24 protein-coding genes and 1 other annotated feature (1 of these 25 only partly in view) are annotated in these 21,495 nt (G+C 40.2%); of the genes, 8 read left to right on the forward strand and 16 right to left on the reverse strand.

From position 1 onward, the window contains the following. Window positions 1-54: a binding site (T-box leader), on the reverse strand; it reaches 149 nt to the left of the window's first position. The 8 genes from gltX to EP1_RS00920 form a co-directional block, all read right to left on the reverse strand. Beyond that, window positions 51-1,508 carry a glutamate--tRNA ligase gene (gene gltX, locus EP1_RS00885; RefSeq protein WP_067621885.1) on the reverse strand — a complete coding sequence of 486 codons (1,458 nt, stop codon included), beginning with the start codon at window positions 1,506-1,508 and terminating at the stop codon, window positions 51-53. Its footprint overlaps the feature before it by 4 nt. A gap of 98 nt (window positions 1,509-1,606) precedes the next feature. Then, a complete protein-coding gene (locus tag EP1_RS00890) occupies window positions 1,607-2,761 on the reverse strand; it encodes a PIN/TRAM domain-containing protein (protein WP_067621888.1) in 1,155 nt (384 codons plus the stop codon). A gap of 84 nt (window positions 2,762-2,845) precedes the next feature. Next, entirely contained in the window at window positions 2,846-4,219 is a 1,374-nt protein-coding gene (radA, locus tag EP1_RS00895) for a DNA repair protein RadA (protein WP_067621891.1), read from the reverse strand. Window positions 4,220-4,243: 24 nt separating this feature from the next. Then, a complete protein-coding gene (locus tag EP1_RS00900) occupies window positions 4,244-4,750 on the reverse strand; it encodes a dCTP deaminase/dUTPase family protein (protein ID WP_067621894.1) in 507 nt (168 codons plus the stop codon). A 209-nt stretch (window positions 4,751-4,959) separates the two neighbouring features. Next, on the reverse strand, window positions 4,960-6,759 hold the full coding sequence (locus EP1_RS00905; RefSeq protein WP_067621897.1) for a glycerophosphoryl diester phosphodiesterase membrane domain-containing protein: 1,800 nt from the start codon (window positions 6,757-6,759) through the stop codon (window positions 4,960-4,962). A 119-nt stretch (window positions 6,760-6,878) separates the two neighbouring features. After that, a complete protein-coding gene (locus tag EP1_RS00910) occupies window positions 6,879-7,838 on the reverse strand; it encodes a cation diffusion facilitator family transporter (protein ID WP_067621900.1) in 960 nt (319 codons plus the stop codon). A gap of 233 nt (window positions 7,839-8,071) precedes the next feature. Next, on the reverse strand, window positions 8,072-8,818 hold the full coding sequence (locus tag EP1_RS00915) for a TIGR03915 family putative DNA repair protein (protein ID WP_067621903.1): 747 nt from the start codon (window positions 8,816-8,818) through the stop codon (window positions 8,072-8,074). Between the two features lie 5 nt (window positions 8,819-8,823). Beyond that, window positions 8,824-10,119 (reverse strand): putative DNA modification/repair radical SAM protein, encoded by a 1,296-nt coding sequence (locus EP1_RS00920; RefSeq protein WP_067621906.1) that lies wholly within the window; start codon window positions 10,117-10,119, stop codon window positions 8,824-8,826. A 189-nt stretch (window positions 10,120-10,308) separates the two neighbouring features. Between EP1_RS00920 and EP1_RS00925 the strand changes: the two genes are divergently transcribed. Together EP1_RS00925 and EP1_RS00930 are read left to right on the forward strand one after the other, a co-directional pair. Then, window positions 10,309-10,524, forward strand: a complete 216-nt coding sequence (locus EP1_RS00925; RefSeq protein ID WP_067621909.1) for a zinc ribbon domain-containing protein — start codon at window positions 10,309-10,311, stop codon at window positions 10,522-10,524. Window positions 10,525-10,643: 119 nt separating this feature from the next. Beyond that, window positions 10,644-10,913: a hypothetical protein gene (locus EP1_RS00930; RefSeq protein WP_245630568.1), complete on the forward strand. Its 270-nt coding sequence runs from the start codon at window positions 10,644-10,646 to the stop codon at window positions 10,911-10,913. Window positions 10,914-11,147: 234 nt separating this feature from the next. Here the strand turns inward: EP1_RS00930 and EP1_RS00935 are convergent, their stop codons facing one another. Both EP1_RS00935 and EP1_RS00940 read right to left on the reverse strand, forming a co-directional pair. Beyond that, a complete protein-coding gene (locus tag EP1_RS00935; RefSeq protein ID WP_067621912.1) occupies window positions 11,148-11,462 on the reverse strand; it encodes a hypothetical protein in 315 nt (104 codons plus the stop codon). Window positions 11,463-11,626: 164 nt separating this feature from the next. Further along, window positions 11,627-12,466 carry an aldo/keto reductase gene (locus tag EP1_RS00940; protein WP_067621915.1) on the reverse strand — a complete coding sequence of 280 codons (840 nt, stop codon included), beginning with the start codon at window positions 12,464-12,466 and terminating at the stop codon, window positions 11,627-11,629. Window positions 12,467-12,657: 191 nt separating this feature from the next. Between EP1_RS00940 and EP1_RS00945 the strand changes: the two genes are divergently transcribed. Continuing rightward, window positions 12,658-12,951 carry a hypothetical protein gene (locus tag EP1_RS00945; protein ID WP_067621918.1) on the forward strand — a complete coding sequence of 98 codons (294 nt, stop codon included), beginning with the start codon at window positions 12,658-12,660 and terminating at the stop codon, window positions 12,949-12,951. Window positions 12,952-12,967: 16 nt separating this feature from the next. Here the strand turns inward: EP1_RS00945 and EP1_RS00950 are convergent, their stop codons facing one another. Continuing rightward, the gene (locus EP1_RS00950; protein WP_067621920.1) at window positions 12,968-13,351 is read right to left on the reverse strand and encodes an MmcQ/YjbR family DNA-binding protein; all 384 of its coding nucleotides are present in this window, start codon (window positions 13,349-13,351) and stop codon (window positions 12,968-12,970) included. A gap of 174 nt (window positions 13,352-13,525) precedes the next feature. Next, entirely contained in the window at window positions 13,526-13,675 is a 150-nt protein-coding gene (locus EP1_RS13810; protein WP_245630569.1) for a hypothetical protein, read from the reverse strand. 313 nt (window positions 13,676-13,988) lie between these two features. On the opposite strand from EP1_RS13810, the gene EP1_RS00955 reads away from it, so the two are divergent. Then, window positions 13,989-14,990, forward strand: coding sequence for a thermonuclease family protein (locus tag EP1_RS00955; RefSeq protein ID WP_067621923.1), 1,002 nt, complete (start codon window positions 13,989-13,991; stop codon window positions 14,988-14,990). Between the two features lie 219 nt (window positions 14,991-15,209). On the opposite strand, the gene EP1_RS00960 is transcribed toward EP1_RS00955, so the two are convergent. Continuing rightward, window positions 15,210-15,977 (reverse strand): SDR family NAD(P)-dependent oxidoreductase, encoded by a 768-nt coding sequence (locus tag EP1_RS00960; RefSeq protein WP_067621926.1) that lies wholly within the window; start codon window positions 15,975-15,977, stop codon window positions 15,210-15,212. Window positions 15,978-16,273: 296 nt separating this feature from the next. Here EP1_RS00960 and EP1_RS00965 point away from each other — a divergent pair, with 296 nt between their 5' ends. From EP1_RS00965 to EP1_RS00980, 4 genes are all read left to right on the forward strand, one after another. Then, on the forward strand, window positions 16,274-17,233 hold the full coding sequence (locus EP1_RS00965) for an ABC transporter permease (RefSeq protein ID WP_083507463.1): 960 nt from the start codon (window positions 16,274-16,276) through the stop codon (window positions 17,231-17,233). Further along, a complete protein-coding gene (locus EP1_RS00970; RefSeq protein ID WP_067621932.1) occupies window positions 17,230-18,198 on the forward strand; it encodes an iron chelate uptake ABC transporter family permease subunit in 969 nt (322 codons plus the stop codon). The genes EP1_RS00965 and EP1_RS00970 overlap by 4 nt, the downstream gene beginning before the upstream one ends. Next, window positions 18,195-18,953, forward strand: coding sequence for an iron ABC transporter ATP-binding protein (locus EP1_RS00975; RefSeq protein ID WP_067621935.1), 759 nt, complete (start codon window positions 18,195-18,197; stop codon window positions 18,951-18,953). Before EP1_RS00970 ends, EP1_RS00975 begins: the two co-directional genes overlap by 4 nt. A 64-nt stretch (window positions 18,954-19,017) precedes the next feature. Beyond that, on the forward strand, window positions 19,018-19,983 hold the full coding sequence (locus tag EP1_RS00980) for a siderophore ABC transporter substrate-binding protein (RefSeq protein ID WP_067621938.1): 966 nt from the start codon (window positions 19,018-19,020) through the stop codon (window positions 19,981-19,983). 50 nt (window positions 19,984-20,033) lie between these two features. Here EP1_RS00980 and EP1_RS00985 read toward each other — a convergent pair whose 3' ends face one another. The 3 genes from EP1_RS00985 to EP1_RS00995 are packed head-to-tail and all read right to left on the reverse strand — an operon-like array spanning window position 20,034 to window position 21,493. Continuing rightward, window positions 20,034-20,693, reverse strand: coding sequence for a Crp/Fnr family transcriptional regulator (locus EP1_RS00985; protein WP_067621941.1), 660 nt, complete (start codon window positions 20,691-20,693; stop codon window positions 20,034-20,036). Between the two features lie 31 nt (window positions 20,694-20,724). Beyond that, entirely contained in the window at window positions 20,725-21,261 is a 537-nt protein-coding gene (locus tag EP1_RS00990; protein WP_067621943.1) for a ferritin family protein, read from the reverse strand. A gap of 1 nt (window position 21,262) precedes the next feature. Beyond that, entirely contained in the window at window positions 21,263-21,493 is a 231-nt protein-coding gene (locus EP1_RS00995) for a heavy-metal-associated domain-containing protein (protein ID WP_067621946.1), read from the reverse strand. Window positions 21,494-21,495: the final 2 nt, after the last annotated feature.

The following is a 21,495-nucleotide window of genomic DNA, read 5'->3' on the forward strand; positions in this document are numbered from 1 at the left end:
CGCAATCTCTCTGAAAAATCGCCACCTATTACTTCTTCTCTTCTTTGTGTTTACATTACTTGATCTAAATGTGATAAGGCTTTTTCCTTGCCTAATAACTCAACTGTTTCTGGTAATTCTGGTCCATGAGTGACTCCACTGACCGCTACACGGATTGGCATCCAAAGATTTTTCCCTTTAACACCCGTTTCCTTTTGAACGGCTTTAATTGCCGCTAGAACACCTGCCGCATCCACTGTTTCCAATGCTTCTAATTGTGCTTTGAAAGCAGCTAAAACAGTTGGGACAGCTTCACCTGCTAAAACTTCTTTCGCAGCAGCATCTAAAACAGGGTGTTCTTCAAAGAACAAGTTTGAAACTTCAGTAATTTCAGCCGCATAACTCATTTGTGGTTGATACAAGCTAACCACCCGTTTTACCCAATCTTTGCGTTCAGCTGTTGGATTTTCTTCGACTTTACCAGCCTTGATTAAATAAGGCAAGCACAATTCCGTCAATTTATCTAAATCCATTTCTTTAATGTAATGGTTGTTGACCCATTCCAATTTCTTTTGATCAAATGCTGCAGGTGATTTGCTCAAACGTTTCGTATCAAAAATTTTGATCAATTCATCTTGCGGGAAGATCTCCTCTTCACCGACTGGCGACCAGCCAAGTAGCGCAATAAAGTTGAACATCGCTTCTGGCAGATAGCCTAGTTCACGATATTGTTCGATAAATTGCAAAATACTTTCATCACGTTTACTTAATTTTTTACCTGTTTCACTATTAATGATCAGCGTCATATGCCCAAAAGTTGGACGTGGCCAACCGAAAGCATCATAGATCATCAACTGTTTTGGTGTGTTAGCAATATGATCGTCGCCTCGCAACACATGGGTAATCTTCATTAAATGATCGTCCACCGCTACTGCAAAGTTATACGTCGGCATACCATCACGTTTTTGGATGACAAAGTCGCCACCGACATTATCTGATTCAAAACTGATTTCTCCTTTGACCATATCATCAAAAGTATAACTAGTGTCACGTGGAACACGGAAACGGATAACTGGTTCTAGACCTTGAGCTTCTTTTTCCGCTTGTTCTTCCGGTGTCAAATTGGCACATTTGCCTGAGTAGTGAGGCATTTCGCCACGTGCACGTTGCGCTTCACGCTCAGCTTCTAATTCCTCAGGCGTACAATAGCATTTATAGGCTAAGTTGCTTGCCAATAATTGATCGATCAATGGTTGATAGATCTCACGCCGTTCTGATTGACGGTAGGGACCATATTGACCAGGATTTTCTGGTGATTCATCCCAGTTGATTCCTAACCAAGCTAAATTTTCTAGTTGGCTTTTTTCGCCATCTTCAATATTTCTTTTTAAATCAGTATCCTCGATTCGAATGATGAATTCTCCATCATTGTGACGAGCAAATAGATAATTAAACAACGCTGTTCGCGCATTTCCAATGTGTAAGTGTCCAGTTGGACTTGGTGCATAACGCACACGAATCTTTGACATATAGCAGTTCCTCTTTCCCGCTTATTTTAGCAAACAAAAATCATTTGCTACTCAACTCAAATTGTACAATCATTCCACTGTTTAGTAAAGTCGCACCGCTATTTAGCTGATTTCTCTTGCGTGTAGTCTAATTTTTCTTTTGGTGTGTCGTCATTGATATTACGATTTGAATGGGCTGGCTTGGCAAAAATCATCCGACCCGCCGCGGTTTGTAAGGCACTGGTTACCACAACTTCAATATGTTCATTCATATAGTGTTGCCCATCTTCCACGACCACCATCGTACCATCATCAAGATATGCGACCCCTTGCTGCCGCTCTGTTCCAGCCTTCACAACTAAAACATTCATGTTCTCTCCAGGGATTACGACTGGCTTCACAGCATTAGCTAATGCATTGATATTCAAGACTGCCACATTTTGAAATTCAGAAACCTTGTTTAAATTGTAATCGTTGGTGACGATCACACCGTCTAATAATTTAGCTAATTTGATTAATTTACTATCGACTTCGCTAATATCTTCAAAATCCCCGTCATACATTTCAACAACAATACCTTCTTCTTTTTGTAAAGCATTTAAGATATCTAGACCACGGCGACCGCGAACCCGTTTTAAACTATCGCCAGAATCAGCGATATATTGCAATTCATACAAAACAAAATTTGGAATCATCAAGACACCTTCTAAAAACCCTGTCTTGGCAATATCATAGATCCGACCATCAATAATGACGCTCGTATCTAAAATTTTATACTTATGAAAATGGTCATCGGCTTTGCGCTCTAATACTTCACCTTCGTTTGTCTCTGGTTTTTTACTGCGACCGCTAAAGAATTTCTTTAATTCATCGATTCGCGTTGTACCCATCCGAAAACCTAGATAGCCTAATAGCAGCATGATCAGGATCGGTAGACCACTGTTGATGAACGGAATTGGAATCTGATATAAAGGGGTCGTTCCGATCAATCCTAATGTCAATCCTAAAATTGCCCCTACCACTCCAAATAAAATATAGGTCAAGCTAAGTTCATTTAATTGTTTTTCAATTTTTTTAACACCAACTGTGATTGGCTCTACGATCACCAAAGAAATAAGATAAAAAATAATTGCTCCAATTAGGCCATTCGTAAGTGAATTATTCAACCACATGTTGTTTGCATAGCCAATCGCTATCCACGCTATTGGTAGGAAAGTTATTCCTAAACTAATCCCAACAAGTAGAACGATGACTGTTAACACACGTTTTTGCATGCCATCCCTCCTCAATTTCTAGTTACTCGATTAAAATTTTTAAATAAAGGCTCTGCCGGAAAGTTTTGACGGCACAACCACTTATTAGCGAAATACTTTTCTCAACGTTTCACCTAAAGTCGCCACCGGAACCAGCTCGATCCCTTTTGGTGGTTGCCAGTCGCCCATATTATTTTTAGGCAGATAGATTTTTTTAAAACCTAACTTACTAGCTTCTTTGACTCTCTGTTCAATACTGCTGACTCTCCGAATTTCACCCGTCAATCCGATCTCACCGATAAAACATTCAGTTGCTTCTGTCCCATTTTCTTTATAGCTGGAGGCAATCGCTACGGCTACGGCCAAGTCAATGGCCGGTTCATTCAATTTTACGCCACCTGCCGCTTTCAAATAAGCATCTTGGTTTTGTAACAGTAAGCCGGCACGTTTTTCCAACACCGCCATGATCAGCGATACTCGATTAAAATCCAGTCCGGTCGTTGTTCGTTTAGCATTACCAAAAACCGTCGGTGTTACTAAGGCTTGCACCTCAACCAAAATCGGCCGACTACCTTCCATTGCAACCACGATTGCTGAGCCAGTTGCACCTTCCAAGCGTTCTTCTAAAAAAACTTGGGAAGGATTAGCCACTTCGACTAAGCCATGTTCTCGCATTTCAAAAATTCCGATCTCATTGGTAGAGCCAAAACGATTTTTTACCGCCCGCAAAATCCGGAAGCTATGATGCTTCTCGCCTTCAAAGTATAAAACGGTATCCACCATGTGTTCCAGCATCCGTGGTCCCGCGATGTTGCCTTCCTTTGTCACATGACCCACGATGAAAATCGCGATTCCATTCGTCTTTGCCAGTTTTAACAGTTCAGCGGTTGTTTCGCGAACTTGGCTGACTGATCCCGCCACACTAGTGATATCAGGTTGCGTCATGGTTTGGATCGAGTCGATAATGACGTAATCGGGCTTCAAATTCTCAATTGTTCGGCTGATCTCACCCATATCTGTTTCAGCATATAAATAAAAATCAGTCTTACTTGAACCCAAACGTTCTGCCCGTAATTTGATCTGCTGCGCACTTTCTTCACCAGACACATAGAGTACGTTGCCGCCCGTCGCAGCTAATTGATGGGATACTTGCAATAGCAAGGTTGATTTCCCAATCCCAGGATCCCCACCAATCAATACTAAAGAACCGGGAACTACTCCGCCGCCTAACACACGGTTCAACTCGGCTAATTCTGTTTGAATCCGGGTCTCTTTTTTAAAGACGACATCTTTTAGCTTAGTCGGGACCGCGCGTTCTCCCGACAAACTAACCCGATTACGACGATCTTCTGGATGATTTTGTTCAACCTCTTCCACCATTGTGTTCCAATTACCACAGTTGGGACAACGGCCTAAATACTTAGGTGAAACGTAACCGCACTCTTGGCAGATGAATTGTGTCTTAGATTTTTTTGCCAAAAACTTTCGCCTCACTCAATTATTTTATTGTTTGTCAGAAGAACCGAAACCGCCCGTCCGTTCAGTCTCAACTTCATCCTTGTCAGCTTTTAGAAACGGCAGGAAAATTCCTTGGCCGATCCGTTCGCCCTTTTTGATCTGCACATCCGTCAAACCAAAGTTAGAAAACTGAAACATGATATGTCCTTCGTTATCCGAATTATTGTAATAATCGCTGTCAATCACACCCACGCCGTTACTCAAAGAAATAAAGCGTTTCAAGGGATTGCTAGAACGATTTGCTAATTGCAAATACTCGTCCTCGCCCATGTATGCTTTGATGCCTGTCGGGACTAAAACAGGCTTAACGATTTTTTCAGATACTTTGTCACCTTTTGTAAAATGTTGGATTACTTGTTTCCAGACCGCTGGAATGACAATAGCTTCCGCCGCTTCAAAATCATAGCCGGCCGCATTTTTCGTCGCTCGTTGCGGTAGATTGATTCCTTGTCCTTGATAAGCTGTAATAATTTCGAAACCTCTTCTTCTCATTATAGACCCCTTTTTTGAACTTAATATTAAGGAAAAAAATTCTTCCAATTATTATCTTAATTTCATCACAAAATCCAGCTGGTAAAACTCTTGAAATGAGACTTCCAGCCTTTGTGAAATATATTGCTATTCTACCATAATGGAAGCAGCTGTTATAAAATCTTTAGCGAAAACTCTATGGAAATTTAATGAATTTTCCCTCTTCTTAATCAATTGTCATGGATCCGTTCATCCAATGCTGGCAATCGATTGATATAAAGCTCAATCCGCTTCGCATATGACGGTTTTTCCTCATAGACTTTAATCTGTTCTTGGAGCATTTTAAGATCATCCGTCACGATCCCATTCACATTTAAAGAGATCATGCGATCCATTGCGTCAGCATCGTTTACTGTCCAAGCATAGACTTCCTTTTTTTCTTCATGGGCCTGCTGAACAAAATCCCCGGTCAACGTGGTTTCTTCCATGGTATATGCATTCGCAGGCGTCCGAGGGAAAACTAAATTATAGGGTAAAATGTAACTAACATACAACTTTGGTGCCTTTTCTTTCAGTTCAGTTACTACGTCATAGTCTAGTGAATGAATTCGATGCTGGTGCTGCAAAATACTTTGCTGATACTTTTGGATGAAGCGTTCGATTAGTTGCTTCGAATCAGCTGGAGATGTTTTAATCTCAATCAATAGTTTCTGCTGATGCTCGTTCGCAAAAGCGAGATAGTCATCAAAACTAGCTACCGGAGCGACATGCCCGTTTTCCACTGCGTGCAGGTCTTGCAGCTGACTTAGTGTTAGATCGTGCGTGGTTTTATCCTGACCAGTTAAATTTTTCAAATTATAATCATGCATTACCACAAATTGATGATCTTTGGTTTCTTGAATATCCATCTCGATATAATCAGGTTTTTCTTTAACTGTGGCAGCCATTGCTGGAATCGTATTTTGGACTCCGTTACCATTGTCCACTCCACGATGAGAAATCGTTAAAGGCGTCGAGTCCTCTAACCCAGCTAAATAAAGAACATTGCTAAAAAGAATGGAGCCGCCAAAGAAAATACATAGTGCAATCGCAGCGACCCGTGTCCATAAACTAGGCCGAATCAGCTGTAAGGGACGTTCACCGCTGAGTATCAGTGGATAAAATTTTTGAATCAAAATACTAAAGTACAACACTGTTGCCCAAGCCAAAGTCAACTGACTAAAAAATTGGATACTGGTCAAAATAATCATTGCACCTATTGCCGGAAATGGTTTGGGAAATAAATCAAAAATGGCTTGCAACCCATATGCTACCCCATAGCCTATATAAGAAACGATGGTCAAAAAAAGTGTCATGACAAAAATTCGCCACGCATAATGCCAAAAGCGGTGATGCGTCAAAGCCAAACTGCTAGTTATCGCAGAACGTGGTGAGTGATTGGCAAAGATCATCAAGGGCAACACGAACAATAAACGAATCCCCACATAAGAAACAACGATTGAAATAATAAATAGTAGCAACGAAAAGAGCAAATTTTCACTTAAAAAATCCAAAATAAAAATCGGAATCGTCACTTTACTCAACAGTGGCGTTCGGAAAATCGCATTAGCAAAAGGCAGAATCAATAAAAAATAGAATAAAAAGAAAAAAAAGGTTGTTGGACGCAAATGACGCATGTGATAAACAGATTGTTTAAACAACTCCCACAACGAGCGATCTTCTTTAGTTTGAATACTTTTAATCCCAAATAATTGAAAAGTAAACTGGAGAAAAACCAGCGTTAATACTAATGCTAAAAGCAGTAATAAAGCCACTAAAACTGCTGGATGATGAGTTAAAATCGTCGAAATATTCGTATTGGAAACGTACGGAATCTGGCCCTGTTTTAAAATAAAAGAAATTAAAAACTGACAGACTGGAATCACACACATCTCTAAAACAATATTTGTTCCCACGATCAAAAGAATGTAGCTGCCCCAATGACGAATAAACTCTCGCGAATAGGTGAAAAAAAATCGTAACGAGGACATTCGTCCACCTCCTTCCTAGGTTTCAAACTAACTGACAGTCCTTTTCTACAACCTGATTGGACCCCTTTCTCTCAAAATGGCCCATTCACTTCAATCAATTTAAAAAAAATCGGGCACAACTATTCTGTGTCCGATTGTGTTTGACGCTTCCGATCATATTCTGGATCAAATTCGTCGGTTTCAATATAAATATATGCTTTTTTATCTGGTATTGCTCTACGGATTGTCCGTTCAATCTGATTCACTACATCATAACTGATACCTTCATAAGAATCAGCGATATCAATCTTCGCCGCAATCATAACCTCCGTCGGACCTAAATGCACGGTCTTGATGTCGATCACTTTTTTGACCTCAGCGCGTTTGAAGGCATTCTGAATTTTGGTTAAATCGTTTTTAGAAACACTTTCACCAATAATCAAGCTATAAAATTCTCGAGCCAAAAAGATCGAAGCAAACATTAACATCAAGCCAATCAGTAAACCACTCAACGCATCAAACATCGGATTGCCTGTAATCATAGTTAACAGCGTTCCTATAATGGCTAAGACCAAACCAATTACCGCACAGAAATCTTCAGTAAAAATAATCAAGATCTCACTGTGACGACTTTCATGTAAAAACTTAAATAGAGACAGATTTTCTGTATTCAGCTCGCGGATTTCCTTCATTGCTACTCGTAAGGAACTGCCTTCAACCAAGATGCCAAAAACTAAGATACCCAAGACAATTAATGGATTAGCGACTTCATGACTAGGATGGAATAATTTTTCTACCGCTTCCCAAATCCCTAATGCGCCCCCACCAAAAAACAGCATCGTAGCAACGATTGTGCTAAAAAAATATTTAGCCCGACCTTCACCGAACTGATGCAGCTCACTTTGCCCACGAGCAGCTCGCCGATCACCAAATAATAACAAAATTTGATTGCTACAATCCACGACACTATGAATGCTTTCGTTCATCATGGCAGCACTGCCGCTAAGCATATAGCCAATAAATTTGCTGACAGCTACTAGTACATTAGCTAATAATGCAGCTAATACTGCCATCGACCCTTGCGTCTTTCTCTCTTCCATTTGATTCACTCACTTCCTGATTACTTTTATTATAGAACAGAAAGGTAAATTCTAAAAAACAAAACTCTTCAAGTAAATCATTCGTTTTTCCGCAACTAGTCAGGCCTCATCCTGAACTAAGCTAGAGCAAGCCACTGGCTACCATTTCCCGCTGTTTTATGTTTCTGTCCAAGACCTACTGAAACCTACTCAGATAAGCCTTTAGACAAGATATTTGCCGAAAATATTTTTTTCTAAGCCTTAAATTCTATCATGTTGTCGCGAAAACGTAGAGGAAGATGATTACGCTGAACCACACGATTTGTCCGCTCATCAATCGTGACTGCTCGTAAGAAAGTCTTCCATTGCTGACGAATCCGTCCTTCATTAGTTTCTTCCAGAAATTCAGGGCAGCTAGCGTCTGCCAGTAAATGGATGTCTCCCTGATCAATGATCCCTAACAATTTATGGCGCTCATCATAAATCATGATTTTTTCCTGTGGATAGCGCTCCGCAAAGTGCGGACAGAGATAAGGCATAACGTAATGCTTCGGTCGAATCTTGCTAAACAAAACATCAGCGACATATTCAAAACGTACAAATCCGGTCAAGGCATGGGTCTCCCCTAACAACGTTCGAATACTTTTCTGCAAAGCTAAAATCGCAGGATGCCCTAAATGATTCTCCAATAAATCCTTGGTTTGTAAGGCAATCTCGATCGCCTCTAGCAAATAGCGCTCCTTACCCTCAAGCGTTGCATAAAAACCATTTTGAATAAACAGAACGTTTTCTGTTCGCAATCGTTGCTGCAAACGTCGATAGATTTTTTCACCTCTCACCGGATCCGTCGGAATATATTCCGCCAAAAATAAACTTTCTATAGCCGTTTCCGGTGATAAGATTACTGTCGGAAATTTTTTCTCGCGGAAACTACGATCCACGACCGTCATAAAACCGAGAAAACTCCCATCATATTCCCAGTGTTCTGCTGATTCCCGCATTACTCTCACCTACTTTTCGCATGTTCAAAACGCTCTACATCAAATAGCGATAACTGTTCACTGGTTGACTGGGTATTATGCTTTTTCAACACCTCGTATTGTTTTGAAGAGATCAAAGATGTGATGATCCACTCAGGATCTTTGATCAACCCAGCGGGGGTCTCGTGATTGCAGGCAATAAAATACTGCGCCCGTTTGATCACGATTCCTAATTTTTTTAAATCTGTCAGGTGTAGCCGATAATATTTACGGGCTTTGACGATGTTTTGTGCACTTTTCGGACCAATTCCCGGTACTCGCAGCAATTGATCATAAGGTGCAGTCTGGACATCAACGGGGAAGTGTTGATAATTCTGGACTGCCCAGTTAGCTTTTGGATCTAGATACAGGTTAAAATTAGGCTTCTGCTCAGACAAAATTTCGTCGGCTGTAAACTTATAATATCTTAGCAGCCAATCGGCTTGGTATAAGCGGTGCTCCCGCAATAATGGTGGCTCCGTTGTCACTGCTGGCAGTAGATTATCCTGATTAACTGGGATATAAGCTGAATAATAAACTCGTTTCAACTGATATTTCTGGTATAAATTCTCCGATATTTTCACGATCGAACGGTCACTCTCAGGACTGGCTCCAATAATCATCTGAGTCGACTGCCCCGCCGGCACAAAACTTGGTCCCCGTCGAACTGCTGGTAAAAATTCCTGTTCTTTTTTTACCGTCGTGATCTGCTTCATGGGTTTATATAAGTCAAAGGGATCTTTATCCGGAGCCAATAATTTCAAACTTTCACGGGAAGGCAGTTCGACATTGACGCTCATTCGATCTGCCAGAAAGCCCAATGCCTCGATCAATTTTTCATCTGCACCAGGAATCGCCTTGACGTGGATATACCCGCGAAAGCCTTTTTCTTCCCGCAAAATTTTCAGCGTCTTGATCAAGAGCTCGCAGGTGTAGTCCGCACTTTTAATAATTGCTGAGCTCAAGAAAAGACCTTCGATATAATTACGCATGTAGAAATCCATCGTTAAATCAGCCACTTCCTGCGGCGTGAAGGTCGCCCGAGGAATCGCATTTGATTTGCGATTGACGCAGTAATGACAATCAAAAATGCAGGCATTAGTAAATAACAGTTTTAACAAGGACACACATCGACCATCTGGTGTGAAAGAATGGCAGATTCCTGAAACTGCCGTGCTGCCGACTGTTCCTGAACGCGTATTGTTTTCAACACCGCTGCTGGAACAAGAGACATCATATTTGGCAGATTCTGCTAAAATTTCGATTTTTCTTTCCAGCTCCATTAAGAATCACTCCTTTATATATCGAACGTACGTTCTTATTTAACCAAAAAAAGCAGACTATGTCAAAAATAGTTTGATAGATACTCCTAAAGACGGATGAAGGCCACGAGAAATTTGCTATAATTTAAGATATTAAGCGGAGCCGGCTCGAAAAAAATTACTTTAAATAAAAAAAGGAGTGAAAAAAAGATGGAAAGAAAACAATACGTTTGTGATAAGTGTGGGTGCCAACATTATACTTCTGACCAGTTCCAAGCGACTGGTGGAAATTTCGCAAAAATATTCGATGTTCAAAATAAAAAATTTACTACTATTAGTTGTAGGCAATGTGGATACACTGAGCTTTATCGCGGTAACTCTTCTGATGGCTGGAATATCCTTGACTTCCTGATGGGTGGCGGTTAAATAAAAAAAGCGGCGAGCGCCGCTTTTTTTATTTGCTCATTTTTATCCCATTGCTTACATCTTTACTGGCATTATAGATCGTTTCAAATATGGTACGACTTAGCCCATAAGTTCCGCTGATGGAATCAGATTTTCAACGAAGGTCGAACCACAAAACCGTTTATAAGGTTGGCACTTCGTTTCTAAAGGGCTTGATCCCAGCGACTTTAGTGGCGATGATCGTAGAAAGCATGGTTCATTTTCCAGCCCTGACTTGGTTGGATTCAGTCACTTTCACAGGACAAATAAAACAGCTGCCGATCTTGATTGTGGGGATTCTAGTTTATATCGTAACGATGTGGGCGACCTATAAAATCTCGGCTCGCAGATTTAGTCAGGTAAATCTGTAGGTACTATGTTGGCAACGGATAAGATAAACCATGGGCTCGCTTCTTTCCTGAATCATCTAGGGAAAGCACAAAAAAGACCTCGGCTTCCAAAATCTTCAGTCACTTTTTGGAAATTCAAGGTCTTTTAAATGTCGTCTCGAAGTTGTGCTTAAATCACAACCTCACTACCATCCAAGACAAATATAGCAGGTAGAAGCAGCCGCCGCTGATTCTACCTGCTACTCTTAGTATGTTTTACTTCTCAAAATAAGCCGTCCAAGAATTTCCCGTACCATTTGCTTTTGCCCCAACAAATTCCTGTTGTGTTGACTTTCTAATGGGACTTTCCCCATCGCTTAAATCGGCCAATAAATCCGAATACTTTGAATAGTTGACGGCTTCCAACTCATTCAAATCACGATTGGTGAAGAAATCTTCGCTGCGCTCGACTTGCTCCGGCTGCGAAAAATCCGGTGTTGCAGTCTTCTCTTCAACTTCACCCTTTTGGCTGATCCAAAAAAATAGAAACGCCGCCGCCAATACACCAACCAGTGCTACTACTTTTTTCATTGCGTCCTCCTTGTAGCATCCTCTTACTTTTCAGTATGCCACAGTTGAAAACGTTTTTGAATGAAAAAATTACTGTCGGTAAAAGAAAGTTTCTTTGAGTAGAGAATGATTGGCGGTATTAGTTACTTCTTGATTAAAGATAAGCTTACTCTCAGCAACCGTTTCTATTCAAACTCCTCATATTCATTCGGATCTTGATCATCAATTCGACCATCGACTTTTTCTAGCCGGTTAATTCGTTCGATTTCTACTTTGGTCAATTCAAAATCAAAAATGGCCAAGTTTTCTCGTTGATGTTGTAAATTACGTGATTTAGGAATCGGAATGATCTCCCGTTGCGCGTGCCAGCGCAAAATAATCTGTGCCGGAGTCTTTCCATATTTTTCTCCTAGCTCCGTGATCGTCGATTCTTTTAAGGCGTCGTTTCCACGGCCTAACGGACTCCACGCCTCTGTTATGATTCCGCGTTCTTTGTTGGCTCTTACCATTCGTTCTTGAACCCAATAAGGATGAATCTCGATTTGATTGACCGCCGGAGTTACACCCGTTTCTTCAATGATTTTGTCTAAATGTTCTGGCTCAAAGTTAGAGACACCGATTGAGCGAATTAAGCCCATTTTTTTAGCTGTTATCATTGCTTTCCAAGCTTCCACGTATAAACCACGTTTTGGCAATGGCCAATGAATCAAATACAAATCAAAATAGTCCAATCCCATGCGAAATAATGATTCTTGGATCATCATCAAGGCATCAGCATAATGGTGATACTTTCCAGGTAACTTAGTCGTCACAAAAAAATCAGAACGAGGAAGCCCCGAACGGCGAATCGCTTCACCAACAATTCCTTCACTGTCATAATTGGTGGATGTATCTAACAGACGATAGCCATCTTGAATCGCCGTCAAAACTTGATCAAGCCCTTCTCCACCGCGAATCTGATAAGTCCCTAGTCCAAGCGCTGGTACCTGATGTCCGTCATTCATAGTAATCAATGGTGCGTGCATCAATAAATTCCTCCCTTATTTTATGACTCCCTAAGTAATAAAGCCTACTCTCAATTTCTAGCTTACCATCAAAATCTTATGGCTGTTAAATCCTATGCTCAACATACCAAAGTTAATTTGAAAAATAAGCAGAAAAAAAATTATGAAAGAGGTATACTACAGATTGAACACATTAGAAGGAGAAGATTACGATGGATTCGATTATTTGTATAGTTCTGGGCATGGTATTTGCCAATGGGGTTCCCCATTTTGTTAAGGGAATCACCGCTGAAAGATGGGATGTTCCATGGAAGAAATCAGCCTCTGCCTCCACAAATGTGTTATGGGGAATTGCGAATTGGCTGTTTGTCGTAATAATCTATGCCATTGGTAAACCTGATGTCAATAGTTTCGATGCGGCTTGTTTTTTAATTGGTATGGGTATTACCGGCTATTATCTAGCTTTGCATTGGTCAGAGAAAAAGAATGAAAATGACGCTGCTTAATTCGCAGCGCCATTTTTTATGCTTCAATTTCAGCTTTTTGTTTTTTCGTCAATTTTTGATAGACCAGTCGATAAGAAGTTTCAATTAATTGTTCTATCGCTTCATCTGGAAGTTCAACACTGGCTAATTTAATTGAGTTCCAGTGATTTTTATTCGTATAGTAGCCAGGAATGACGATAGCCGGATATATTTCTCGCAGCTCTTCATTTTTTTCCGGCAAATTTTTCAATGTAATAATCGCAGCTTCACTGGCTTGATCACTCATCATACCGAACATTTTGCCTTGCAGATCAAAGTAAAGGACCTGCCAATCTTCACGAAAATAGACTTTCGCACCCTTTAACGTCTCACCAAATGCCTTGAATGTTTCGATTCGCTGTTGTATCACTGAATTTTCCATAATTCCTCCTTAAATCACTATCCATCCCAACTTATGCAGTTACTTGCGCTGTACAGTAATGACTAATCTCACTATTCATTTTAGCAAAAATCATGACCGGTCAGAGCGCGATTCGCTAAAAACTTTTATTCTTTTGGCTAATCAGTTAAATAGCTAACCATAAACAAAAAACCGCTAGCCTCCTATATCCAAGAGCCAAACATAGTAAACGCTTGAAGCAAAATCTGCAACGACCGTTGAAATTCCAGTACCGAACACATGTAAATTAAAGACTAAAATCAATAAAGCAGCTAACGCGATACTAACTGCAACACTGATAAACATCCCCTACATAGACTCTTTTACGGCGCCTTCTGAACGAACTAGTTGTTCTAAAGCAAAATTCAAAATAAAAGCAAACCCATCAGCAAATAAAGATGCTTTCTCATTCGGTGGCTGGTTTTACTAACTAAAAGAGAAAGTAACATTATCCGGCTCAAAGCATTTAACTGCTTTGAGTCTTTTTTATCCAGAAAATTCTATATAATGTTATTTTGTAAGTTTTTTTATAATTTTATCGGAGGAATATAGTATTATTTAGATATGCACATATTCTTAGATAATTGTTTTTAAGTATTGATCAGAAGGAGGACAACAAATGAAAAAGCAGATTGGGGTTAAACTGGGGGTTACATTCGCGTTATTATTTAGTTTCCTGTTTTCTACACCAACACAGTATTATCAAGTAGAGGCAGCAAAAACTAAAACTGAGAAAAAAGTAACAATCAAACGAGTCGCCAACAAAAAAGTTACTGTCAAAGTCAAAAAGTATATCGATGGCGACACGACACGGTTCAAATTGAAAAATGGAAAAAATGTCACAGCCAAATATTTGCTGATTGACACACCTGAACTAAAAAAAGAAAGTCCGTATGCAAAAGAAGCGAAAAATCGGACAAAAGAACTGCTTAAGGGCGCCAAAAAGATCCAGATCGAATACGATAAAGGCCAGAAACGTGATAGTAAAAAGCGCGAGTTGGTTTATGTCTGGGCTGATGGCAAGTTAATTCAAGAAACACTTGCTAATGAAGGCTTAGGAATGGTTCGCAGCACCAAAGGGGAAAATACGAAATACCTTGATCAAATCAAAAAAGCGGAACAAAAAGCAAAAGAACAAAAACAAAATATTTGGAGCATCTCAAACTACGCTCAGGCAGATAAAGGGTACAGCCAAGCTGCTGTTACTGCTCATGTAAAAGCTCTTGAAGAAGAACTAGCGGCCAAGGAAGCCGAAGAAGAACGACTGCAAAAAGAGCAAGCAGCAAAAGAAGCGGAAGAAAAACGGGTAGCAGAACAAGCGGAGGCGGCTAGAAAAGCCGAAGAAAAACGCCTAGCAGAGGAAGCGGAAGCAGCTAAAAAAGCCGAAGAACAGCGGATTGCTCAAGAAGCAGCTGCACAGGCCCAAGCGGAGGCGGAGGCTCGAGCTCAGCAAGAGGCTCAAGCTCAACAAGCTGCGGAACCTGCTCAAGGACAAACCGTCTACGTAACTCCGACCGGCAGCAAGTATCATACCCATAAATGTGGAAACGGCACGTATTCACCGGCGACATTAGAGGAAGCTCAAGCTCGCGGTTTAACACCTTGTGCTAAATGTTACTAATTATAAAAAATAGGCAGCCGCTTAAATCGGCTGCCTATTTTTTGACTCTCCCACTAACAACTATCTCGAAATTCCCAACTAAATTTACTAAAATAACTATTTTAATTCCATATTTTTTATATGGAAACGAGAATAAGTGTAGCAGAAACCCTTGTTTAATTAAAATACCTTGATAAAAAAGACACTCCCTCAATTTGAGAAAGTGTCTTGCAAATGCCTTTAAACGATTGACATACCACCGTCAATAACAATAAATTGTCCGTTTGTATAACTTGATGCATCACTTGAGAAGTAAAGGATTGTCCCGTTCAACTCGCCTCGTTTGCCTGGACGACTCATAGGATTTAACCCTTGATACAGATTCAAGAAATCTTCTGATTTAAATAAAGTATCTTCGGTCATCTCAGACTCAAACAAACCTGGGCCGATCGCATTAGTCGTAATATTATATTTACCATAACTAGCTGCCATACCTTTCGTTAGACCCAGCACAGCTGCTTTACTGGCATTATAAGAGTGACGAATAAATACGTCTTCTTTATCTGCCATAATCGCATTGATTGAAGCAACATTAACGATTCGACCGTATTTATTTTCCATCATGTGTTTTACTACATATTTACTAACTAGAAAGATTCCTTTTACATTGACGTCCATTGATTTGTCGAAATCTTCTACCGTCAATGTATCTACACCGCCACGTACCGCGATCCCTGCATTGTTTAGTAAAATATCCAAATGGCCAAAATGATCATAAGCTTGTTGGATCCCTGCTTTGACATTCTCTTCATCCGTCACGTCCATTTTGATAGCGAGGACATCCCGACCGATTTCTTTGATTTCTGCCGCTACTTCTTCCAAACGTTCCAAACGTCTTGCTAACAAAACCACATCTGCACCTGCCTGAGCATAGGCAATCGCAGCATCTCGTCCTAAACCACTGCTGGCACCTGTTACAACTGCAACTTTTCCATTTAATTCAAACATTACTTCTCCTCCTTTTGATAGCGCATTCATCTCTACAATCTTAACGGTACCTAATTTGCTAGGGAAATGTCAATAGCTTATAACAAAATGACTCCCACTACAGGGAATTTTCTTACTTTATAGTAAAATAAACCGCACTAAAATTAATAACGCCTGTGGGAGTGGATAATCCTTTTCCACGGATAACACACAATTTGAGCATTTTTATTAAAATTATTATTTAAAAATAACTTGCATTTGTTCGATACTTCACCTAAACTTTATATCCAGAGAGAATGAGAATCATTATCATTCAGATGAGGAGTGAGTTCTTGAAAAAAGGATTAATTTTCGTTTTATTTTTATTAAGCGGACTCTCAATCTTTATTGGTGTAAAAGAGTTGATGTTGCAAGCCTTGTTACAAGGTGACTCAGAGCAGTGGTTAGTCCTAGCTACTACTCGTGTACCGCGAACCGTTAGCTTAATTTTAGCTGGCGCAACGATGAGCATTTGTGGCCTAATAATGCAGCATTTAACACAAAATAGATTTGTTTCACCGACCACCGCCGGTACGATGGACAGCGCTCGTTTAGGTATTTTGTTCGTGATGCTTTTTTTACCGAACGCCTCTACTGCGATTCGGAGTTTGGCTGCTTTTGTCTTTGCGTTCTTAGGAACAATGGTCTTTCTGGCTTTAAGTCGATTGTTGCCAGCTAAAGATCCCATTTTTTTGCCGCTTTTGGGTGTGATGTTTGGTAATATCGTCGGTTCAGTCGCAACCTTCTTCGCCTATCAATTCCAATTGATCCAAAACATGTCTTCTTGGTTACAAGGAAATTTTTCCCTAGTAACCAAGGGCAGCTATGAACTGCTTTATCTAACGGTTCCGCTTTTTTTTATGATTTATTTTTTTGCTTATTACTTCACAATTATCGGTCTAGGCGAGGACGTTGCAGTCAATTTAGGGATCAATTATCGCCTGATTCAAGCATTTGGAATCGCTTTAGTTGCTGCTGCTAGTGGATTAGTTTTAATCATGGTTGGAACAGTCCCTTTTTTAGGCATAATTGTCCCTAATATCATTTCCTTGTTGTTTGGTGACCATGTAAAACAAAACTTATGGATTACCGCATTAGGCGGCAGCCTCTTTTTAATGCTTTGCGATATTCTTTCCCGCGTCGTCATCGCTCCTTATGAAGTTCCTGTCAGCTTAACAGTGGGAATTTTAGGGAGTCTGATTTTTATTTATTTATTAGTCGGGAGGGAGCGTTCATGAAAGTTTCTCTTCCTAAAAAAGAAAAAATGTTGATCTGTCTCAGCATTGTGGCACTAGTCTTATGTGGGTTGTACTTAACTTACAATACATATGGAAATTTCCACTTTGCCTGGCTGCTACGGGGAAAAAAAATGGCGGCCTTTCTTCTAGTAGCCTTGGCCACTGGCATGGCTACCGTTAGTTTTCAAACGTTAACTCAAAATCAGTTTTTAACACCGAATATTTTAGGGTTGGATGCTTTATATGTTTTGATCCAAACCGTTCTGTTTTTTATCATTGGGGGCGTAAAAATGTTGTCCCGAGAACATACTGCCATCTTTTTACTCAGCATTCTGTTAATGGCTCTTACAAGTTTAGTATTAGCCAAATTTTTACTAAAACAACGCCAAAATGATTTATTGATTTTACTGATGTTAGGAATGATTTTAGGTACGTTCTTCAGCAGTATCAGCAGTTTCTTACAAGTGATGATGGATCCGAATGAATATGATTTGCTGCAAGGCCGACTGTTTGCCAGCTTCAGCAACGTTCATACATTTCATTTAAGTTTGGCAGCGGGGATTATTTTGCTTGGATCACTCATTTTATTTGCCCTCAATCGCTATTTAGATGTTTTGCATTTAGGCTCGGATCAAGCGACGAATTTGGGAATCTCACTAAATACCTTTCAATTATTGATTTTATTTCTCGTCAGCCTCTTGACTGGAACAGCCACGGCATTAGTTGGACCAATCACCTTTCTAGGATTTATCGTGGCCAATATCAGTTATCAATTGATGCCGACATATCGTCACAGTTACCTGTTTCCCACAGCAATTTTATTAGGCATCATTTTTCTAGTCGGCGGCCAATTTTTAGTTGAACAAGTTTTCCAACTGAAAACGACCATCAGTGTCGTGACGCAATTTATCGGTGGACTTTATTTTATTTGGAAAATCATTTATGAAAGGAAGCGGCAAACATGATCGACATTCAAAACCTCTCAAAAAATTACGGAAGCAAAAAAGTGCTCTCTGAAGTCAGTTTACCGATTAAAGAAGGTCAATTGACTGCTTTTATTGGACCGAACGGCGCAGGAAAAAGTACGTTATTATCCATGATCAGCCGCTTGATCACGATTGATAGCGGTCAAATTTATCTTGATCACAATGAAGTGAAAGCTTGGCACTCCAATGAATTGGCTAAGAAGTTGGCGATTTTAAAGCAGAGCAATAGTGTCAATTTACGGATTACGGTGCGGGAACTAGTCAGTTTTGGGCGGTTTCCTTATTCAAAAGGGCGTTTAACAGAAGCTGATCAGGCACTGATCGCTTATGCTTTAGAAAAATTAGGATTGGTCGAGCTGGCAGAAGAACGCATCGATACATTATCCGGTGGGCAGCTACAGCGGGCTTACATCGCGATGATTTTAGCTCAAGATACTGATTATATCCTCTTAGATGAACCACTAAATAATCTAGATATGAATCATGCTGTCCATTTGATGCACACTCTACGACGCCTTGTGGAGGAAGACCACAAAACAGTTTTACTAGTGATCCACGATCTCAACTTTGCCGCTAGCTATGCCGATCAGATCGTAGCTATGAAAGCCGGGCAAATCTTTGCTTTTGGAACTACGGATGAGATGATTCAGCCAACTATTTTAAACGCTTTATACGACATGGAGATTAAAGTTTGCGAGCTGGAAGGTAAACGTTTTTGTATGTATTTCAATTAATAACCAGGCATTTCAGTCTCATTTTATGAAATGTAGACTTTATTATAATTTAGGAGGAAACAAAATGAAAAAATATATAGTAAGTTTGGCAATTGTATTACTAGGTGTCGGATTGACCGGCTGTGGTGCGACGAATAGTGAAGGTACCCATGATTCCACGAGTAAGACTTCGGCCAGTAGCCCAGCCAAAAAAGAAACAATCGAAGTAACTGATTCCAACGGCAAGCTAAGCGTTCCTAAAAAGCCCAAAAAAGTCGTGGTCTTTGATAATGGTTCATTAGATACACTAGATGCTCTTGGTGTTGGTGATACTATTGTGGGTGCGGCAACCGACAATCTACCAACCTACTTGAAAGAATATAAAAAAGTCGAATCTGCTGGCGGAATCAAAGAACCTGATTTAGAAAAAATCAACCAAATGAAACCCGATCTAATCATTATTTCTGGTCGCCAGAGTGATTTTCTAGAGCAACTGCAAGCAATTGCGCCGACGATGTATTTAGCCGTCGATCCAACGGATACTTGGAATTCCATCAAACATAACGTTGAAACATTAGGACAGGTCTTCGGCAAAGAAAAAAGTGCCAAGAAACAATTAGCCGAACTTGAGACAAACATCTCCGAAACCAAAGAAAAAGCCGCAGCCAGCAATGAAAAAGCCTTGGCGGTATTAGTGAATGAAGGCCAGTTATCTGCTTTTGGCAAAGATTCTCGCTTTGGAATCATTTACGATACCTTTGGCTTTGCAGAAGCCGATGATGCGATCAAAGCTTCGACCCATGGCCAAAGTGTCTCTTATGAGTACGTTTTAGAGAAAAATCCTAATATTCTTTTCGTGATCGATCGGACTAAAGCGATCGGTGGTGATGACAGCAACAATAATGTCGCCGACAATCAACTGGTCGCTCAGACCACTGCTGGTAAAAATAATAAAGTGCTCTCATTGCAACCCGACGTTTGGTACTTAAGCGGCGGTGGTTTAGAATCCGTTAAACTGATGTTAGCAGATGTCAATCAAGCATTGAAGTAAATAAAAAATCAGGTTTGAAACGCTTAGTCTGAGCGTCAAACCTGATTTTTTTATATGTCTTCTAATCCAGCTGGGTCCAATAAAACTACTAAGCGTTTGTTTCGCTGAATCAACTGCTCCTGCTCCAACAACTTGAATTTTCGTGACAATGTTTCCGGGGTCGTTCCTAGAAACAGCGCCAATTCTTTCATTTTCATCGGTAGACTGAACTCATTTGTGCCGGAAGCTTTAGCTAGATCCAGCAAATAAGTCGCCAGTCGTTCTTCGACTTTTTCCATCATTAGAAATTGGGTTTGCTGTTCTGTTCGGACTGATTTTTTCGCGTTGATCTCTAATAATTTTAAACTCAATTGGGGGTATGTTAATAACAGGTCAGAAAAATCCTGTTGTTTGAGGATACAAACCTCAGTTGTTTCTAGCGCCTCGCCAAACAACACATCATTATGGACACCAAACAGCTGATTTTCTCCTTCATAACCACCGGGCTCTACCACGCGCAAGACTTGTTCCCTGCCATTAGAGGAAAGCTGATAGACTTTCATATTTCCACGAGCAACGATCACCAGCTGCCCATCGCTAGCGGGAGTAAAGATTTGTTCCCCCTTGACCATGACCTGATGCTTCATCAAAGCATGAATTTTTCTTTGATCCTCCAGCTCTAAATGATTAAATAATGGAACTAAAGAAATGCACAGATGTTCTTGGCTCATGATGAAAAACTCCCCCTCTCAGCTTAATCTGTTACTCGTCTTCTTCATCCTCTTCAGTTTGAACACTCTCTTTGCCTAAGTAACGTTGCCAAATCAACTGCTCTTGTTTCATCCAAGTATACAGTTTTTTCAAAAATTCAGCCAAGCCGAACTTCGCTTCGTTTTCAGCTAACGTGATTCCGCGAGTAATGAATAAATTTTGCGTGGCCAGGTCAGCTACGAGTTCCTTTATGATCGTTTCGGTTGTTTCATACTTCAATTTTCCGCTATCTTCGAGCATTGCATAGTCTAGAAACTCTTTGATGGTTGTCGGGATTAGTTCTTCTTCAGCTAAGAGCAACTGATTCAATTCATCAAAGAGTTGATCTTCTTCACTAATCATCTGTTCTAATTTTGGTTCAGCAAATCCTCGAACCTCACCTGTCAAATAATAATTCGCTTGACGCAATTTTACCCGATGGATGAATAAATTCGACAAAATATGACTAATCATCGCACCAGCTGTCGGTGTATGATGATCTTTATCACTTTGGATTTGCTCAGCTTGGTATTTTTCTTCTGCATTCATTTTAAGATAACTCCTTAACTTTGATGGCTTCTACTTCATAACCTAGGTCTTCAATCACCTTTTGCAAAGTTTCTGGAGTGGTTTGATCTGATTGAATTTCCGCTTTGACCTTGCTGGCATTAAATAAAACTTTTACTTTATGAACCCCAGCCTGTTGCCCTACCGCCTTTTCGATTTTTTGCAGACATGAGGGACAAGTTAAGGTGCCTAGCTGGATAATTACTTTTTCCATGA

Source organism: Enterococcus pseudoavium NBRC 100491 (assembly GCF_001544295.1).
GTDB lineage: Bacteria > Bacillota > Bacilli > Lactobacillales > Enterococcaceae > Enterococcus_A > Enterococcus_A pseudoavium.

What these genes read in the sequence shown, in the direction of transcription:
- gltX (WP_067621885.1), bottom strand. Translation starts at nt 1,508, where the DNA reads ATGTCAAAGATTCGTGTGCGTTATGCACCAAGTCCAACTGGACACTTA.
- EP1_RS00890 (WP_067621888.1), bottom strand. Translation starts at nt 2,761, where the DNA reads ATGCAAAAACGTGTGTTAACAGTCATCGTTCTACTTGTTGGGATTAGT.
- EP1_RS00900 (WP_067621894.1), bottom strand. Translation starts at nt 4,750, where the DNA reads ATGAGAAGAAGAGGTTTCGAAATTATTACAGCTTATCAAGGACAAGGA.
- EP1_RS00905 (WP_067621897.1), bottom strand. Translation starts at nt 6,759, where the DNA reads ATGTCCTCGTTACGATTTTTTTTCACCTATTCGCGAGAGTTTATTCGT.
- EP1_RS00910 (WP_067621900.1), bottom strand. Translation starts at nt 7,838, where the DNA reads ATGGAAGAGAGAAAGACGCAAGGGTCGATGGCAGTATTAGCTGCATTA.
- EP1_RS00915 (WP_067621903.1), bottom strand. Translation starts at nt 8,818, where the DNA reads ATGCGGGAATCAGCAGAACACTGGGAATATGATGGGAGTTTTCTCGGT.
- EP1_RS00920 (WP_067621906.1), bottom strand. Translation starts at nt 10,119, where the DNA reads ATGGAGCTGGAAAGAAAAATCGAAATTTTAGCAGAATCTGCCAAATAT.
- EP1_RS00925 (WP_067621909.1), top strand. Translation starts at nt 10,309, where the DNA reads ATGGAAAGAAAACAATACGTTTGTGATAAGTGTGGGTGCCAACATTAT.
- EP1_RS00930 (WP_245630568.1), top strand. Translation starts at nt 10,644, where the DNA reads ATGGAATCAGATTTTCAACGAAGGTCGAACCACAAAACCGTTTATAAG.
- EP1_RS00935 (WP_067621912.1), bottom strand. Translation starts at nt 11,462, where the DNA reads ATGAAAAAAGTAGTAGCACTGGTTGGTGTATTGGCGGCGGCGTTTCTA.
- EP1_RS00940 (WP_067621915.1), bottom strand. Translation starts at nt 12,466, where the DNA reads ATGCACGCACCATTGATTACTATGAATGACGGACATCAGGTACCAGCG.
- EP1_RS00945 (WP_067621918.1), top strand. Translation starts at nt 12,658, where the DNA reads ATGGATTCGATTATTTGTATAGTTCTGGGCATGGTATTTGCCAATGGG.
- EP1_RS00950 (WP_067621920.1), bottom strand. Translation starts at nt 13,351, where the DNA reads ATGGAAAATTCAGTGATACAACAGCGAATCGAAACATTCAAGGCATTT.
- EP1_RS13810 (WP_245630569.1), bottom strand. Translation starts at nt 13,675, where the DNA reads ATGTTTATCAGTGTTGCAGTTAGTATCGCGTTAGCTGCTTTATTGATT.
- EP1_RS00955 (WP_067621923.1), top strand. Translation starts at nt 13,989, where the DNA reads ATGAAAAAGCAGATTGGGGTTAAACTGGGGGTTACATTCGCGTTATTA.
- EP1_RS00960 (WP_067621926.1), bottom strand. Translation starts at nt 15,977, where the DNA reads ATGTTTGAATTAAATGGAAAAGTTGCAGTTGTAACAGGTGCCAGCAGT.
- EP1_RS00965 (WP_083507463.1), top strand. Translation starts at nt 16,274, where the DNA reads ATGAGGAGTGAGTTCTTGAAAAAAGGATTAATTTTCGTTTTATTTTTA.
- EP1_RS00970 (WP_067621932.1), top strand. Translation starts at nt 17,230, where the DNA reads ATGAAAGTTTCTCTTCCTAAAAAAGAAAAAATGTTGATCTGTCTCAGC.
- EP1_RS00975 (WP_067621935.1), top strand. Translation starts at nt 18,195, where the DNA reads ATGATCGACATTCAAAACCTCTCAAAAAATTACGGAAGCAAAAAAGTG.
- EP1_RS00980 (WP_067621938.1), top strand. Translation starts at nt 19,018, where the DNA reads ATGAAAAAATATATAGTAAGTTTGGCAATTGTATTACTAGGTGTCGGA.
- EP1_RS00985 (WP_067621941.1), bottom strand. Translation starts at nt 20,693, where the DNA reads ATGAGCCAAGAACATCTGTGCATTTCTTTAGTTCCATTATTTAATCAT.
- EP1_RS00990 (WP_067621943.1), bottom strand. Translation starts at nt 21,261, where the DNA reads ATGAATGCAGAAGAAAAATACCAAGCTGAGCAAATCCAAAGTGATAAA.
- EP1_RS00995 (WP_067621946.1), bottom strand. Translation starts at nt 21,493, where the DNA reads ATGGAAAAAGTAATTATCCAGCTAGGCACCTTAACTTGTCCCTCATGT.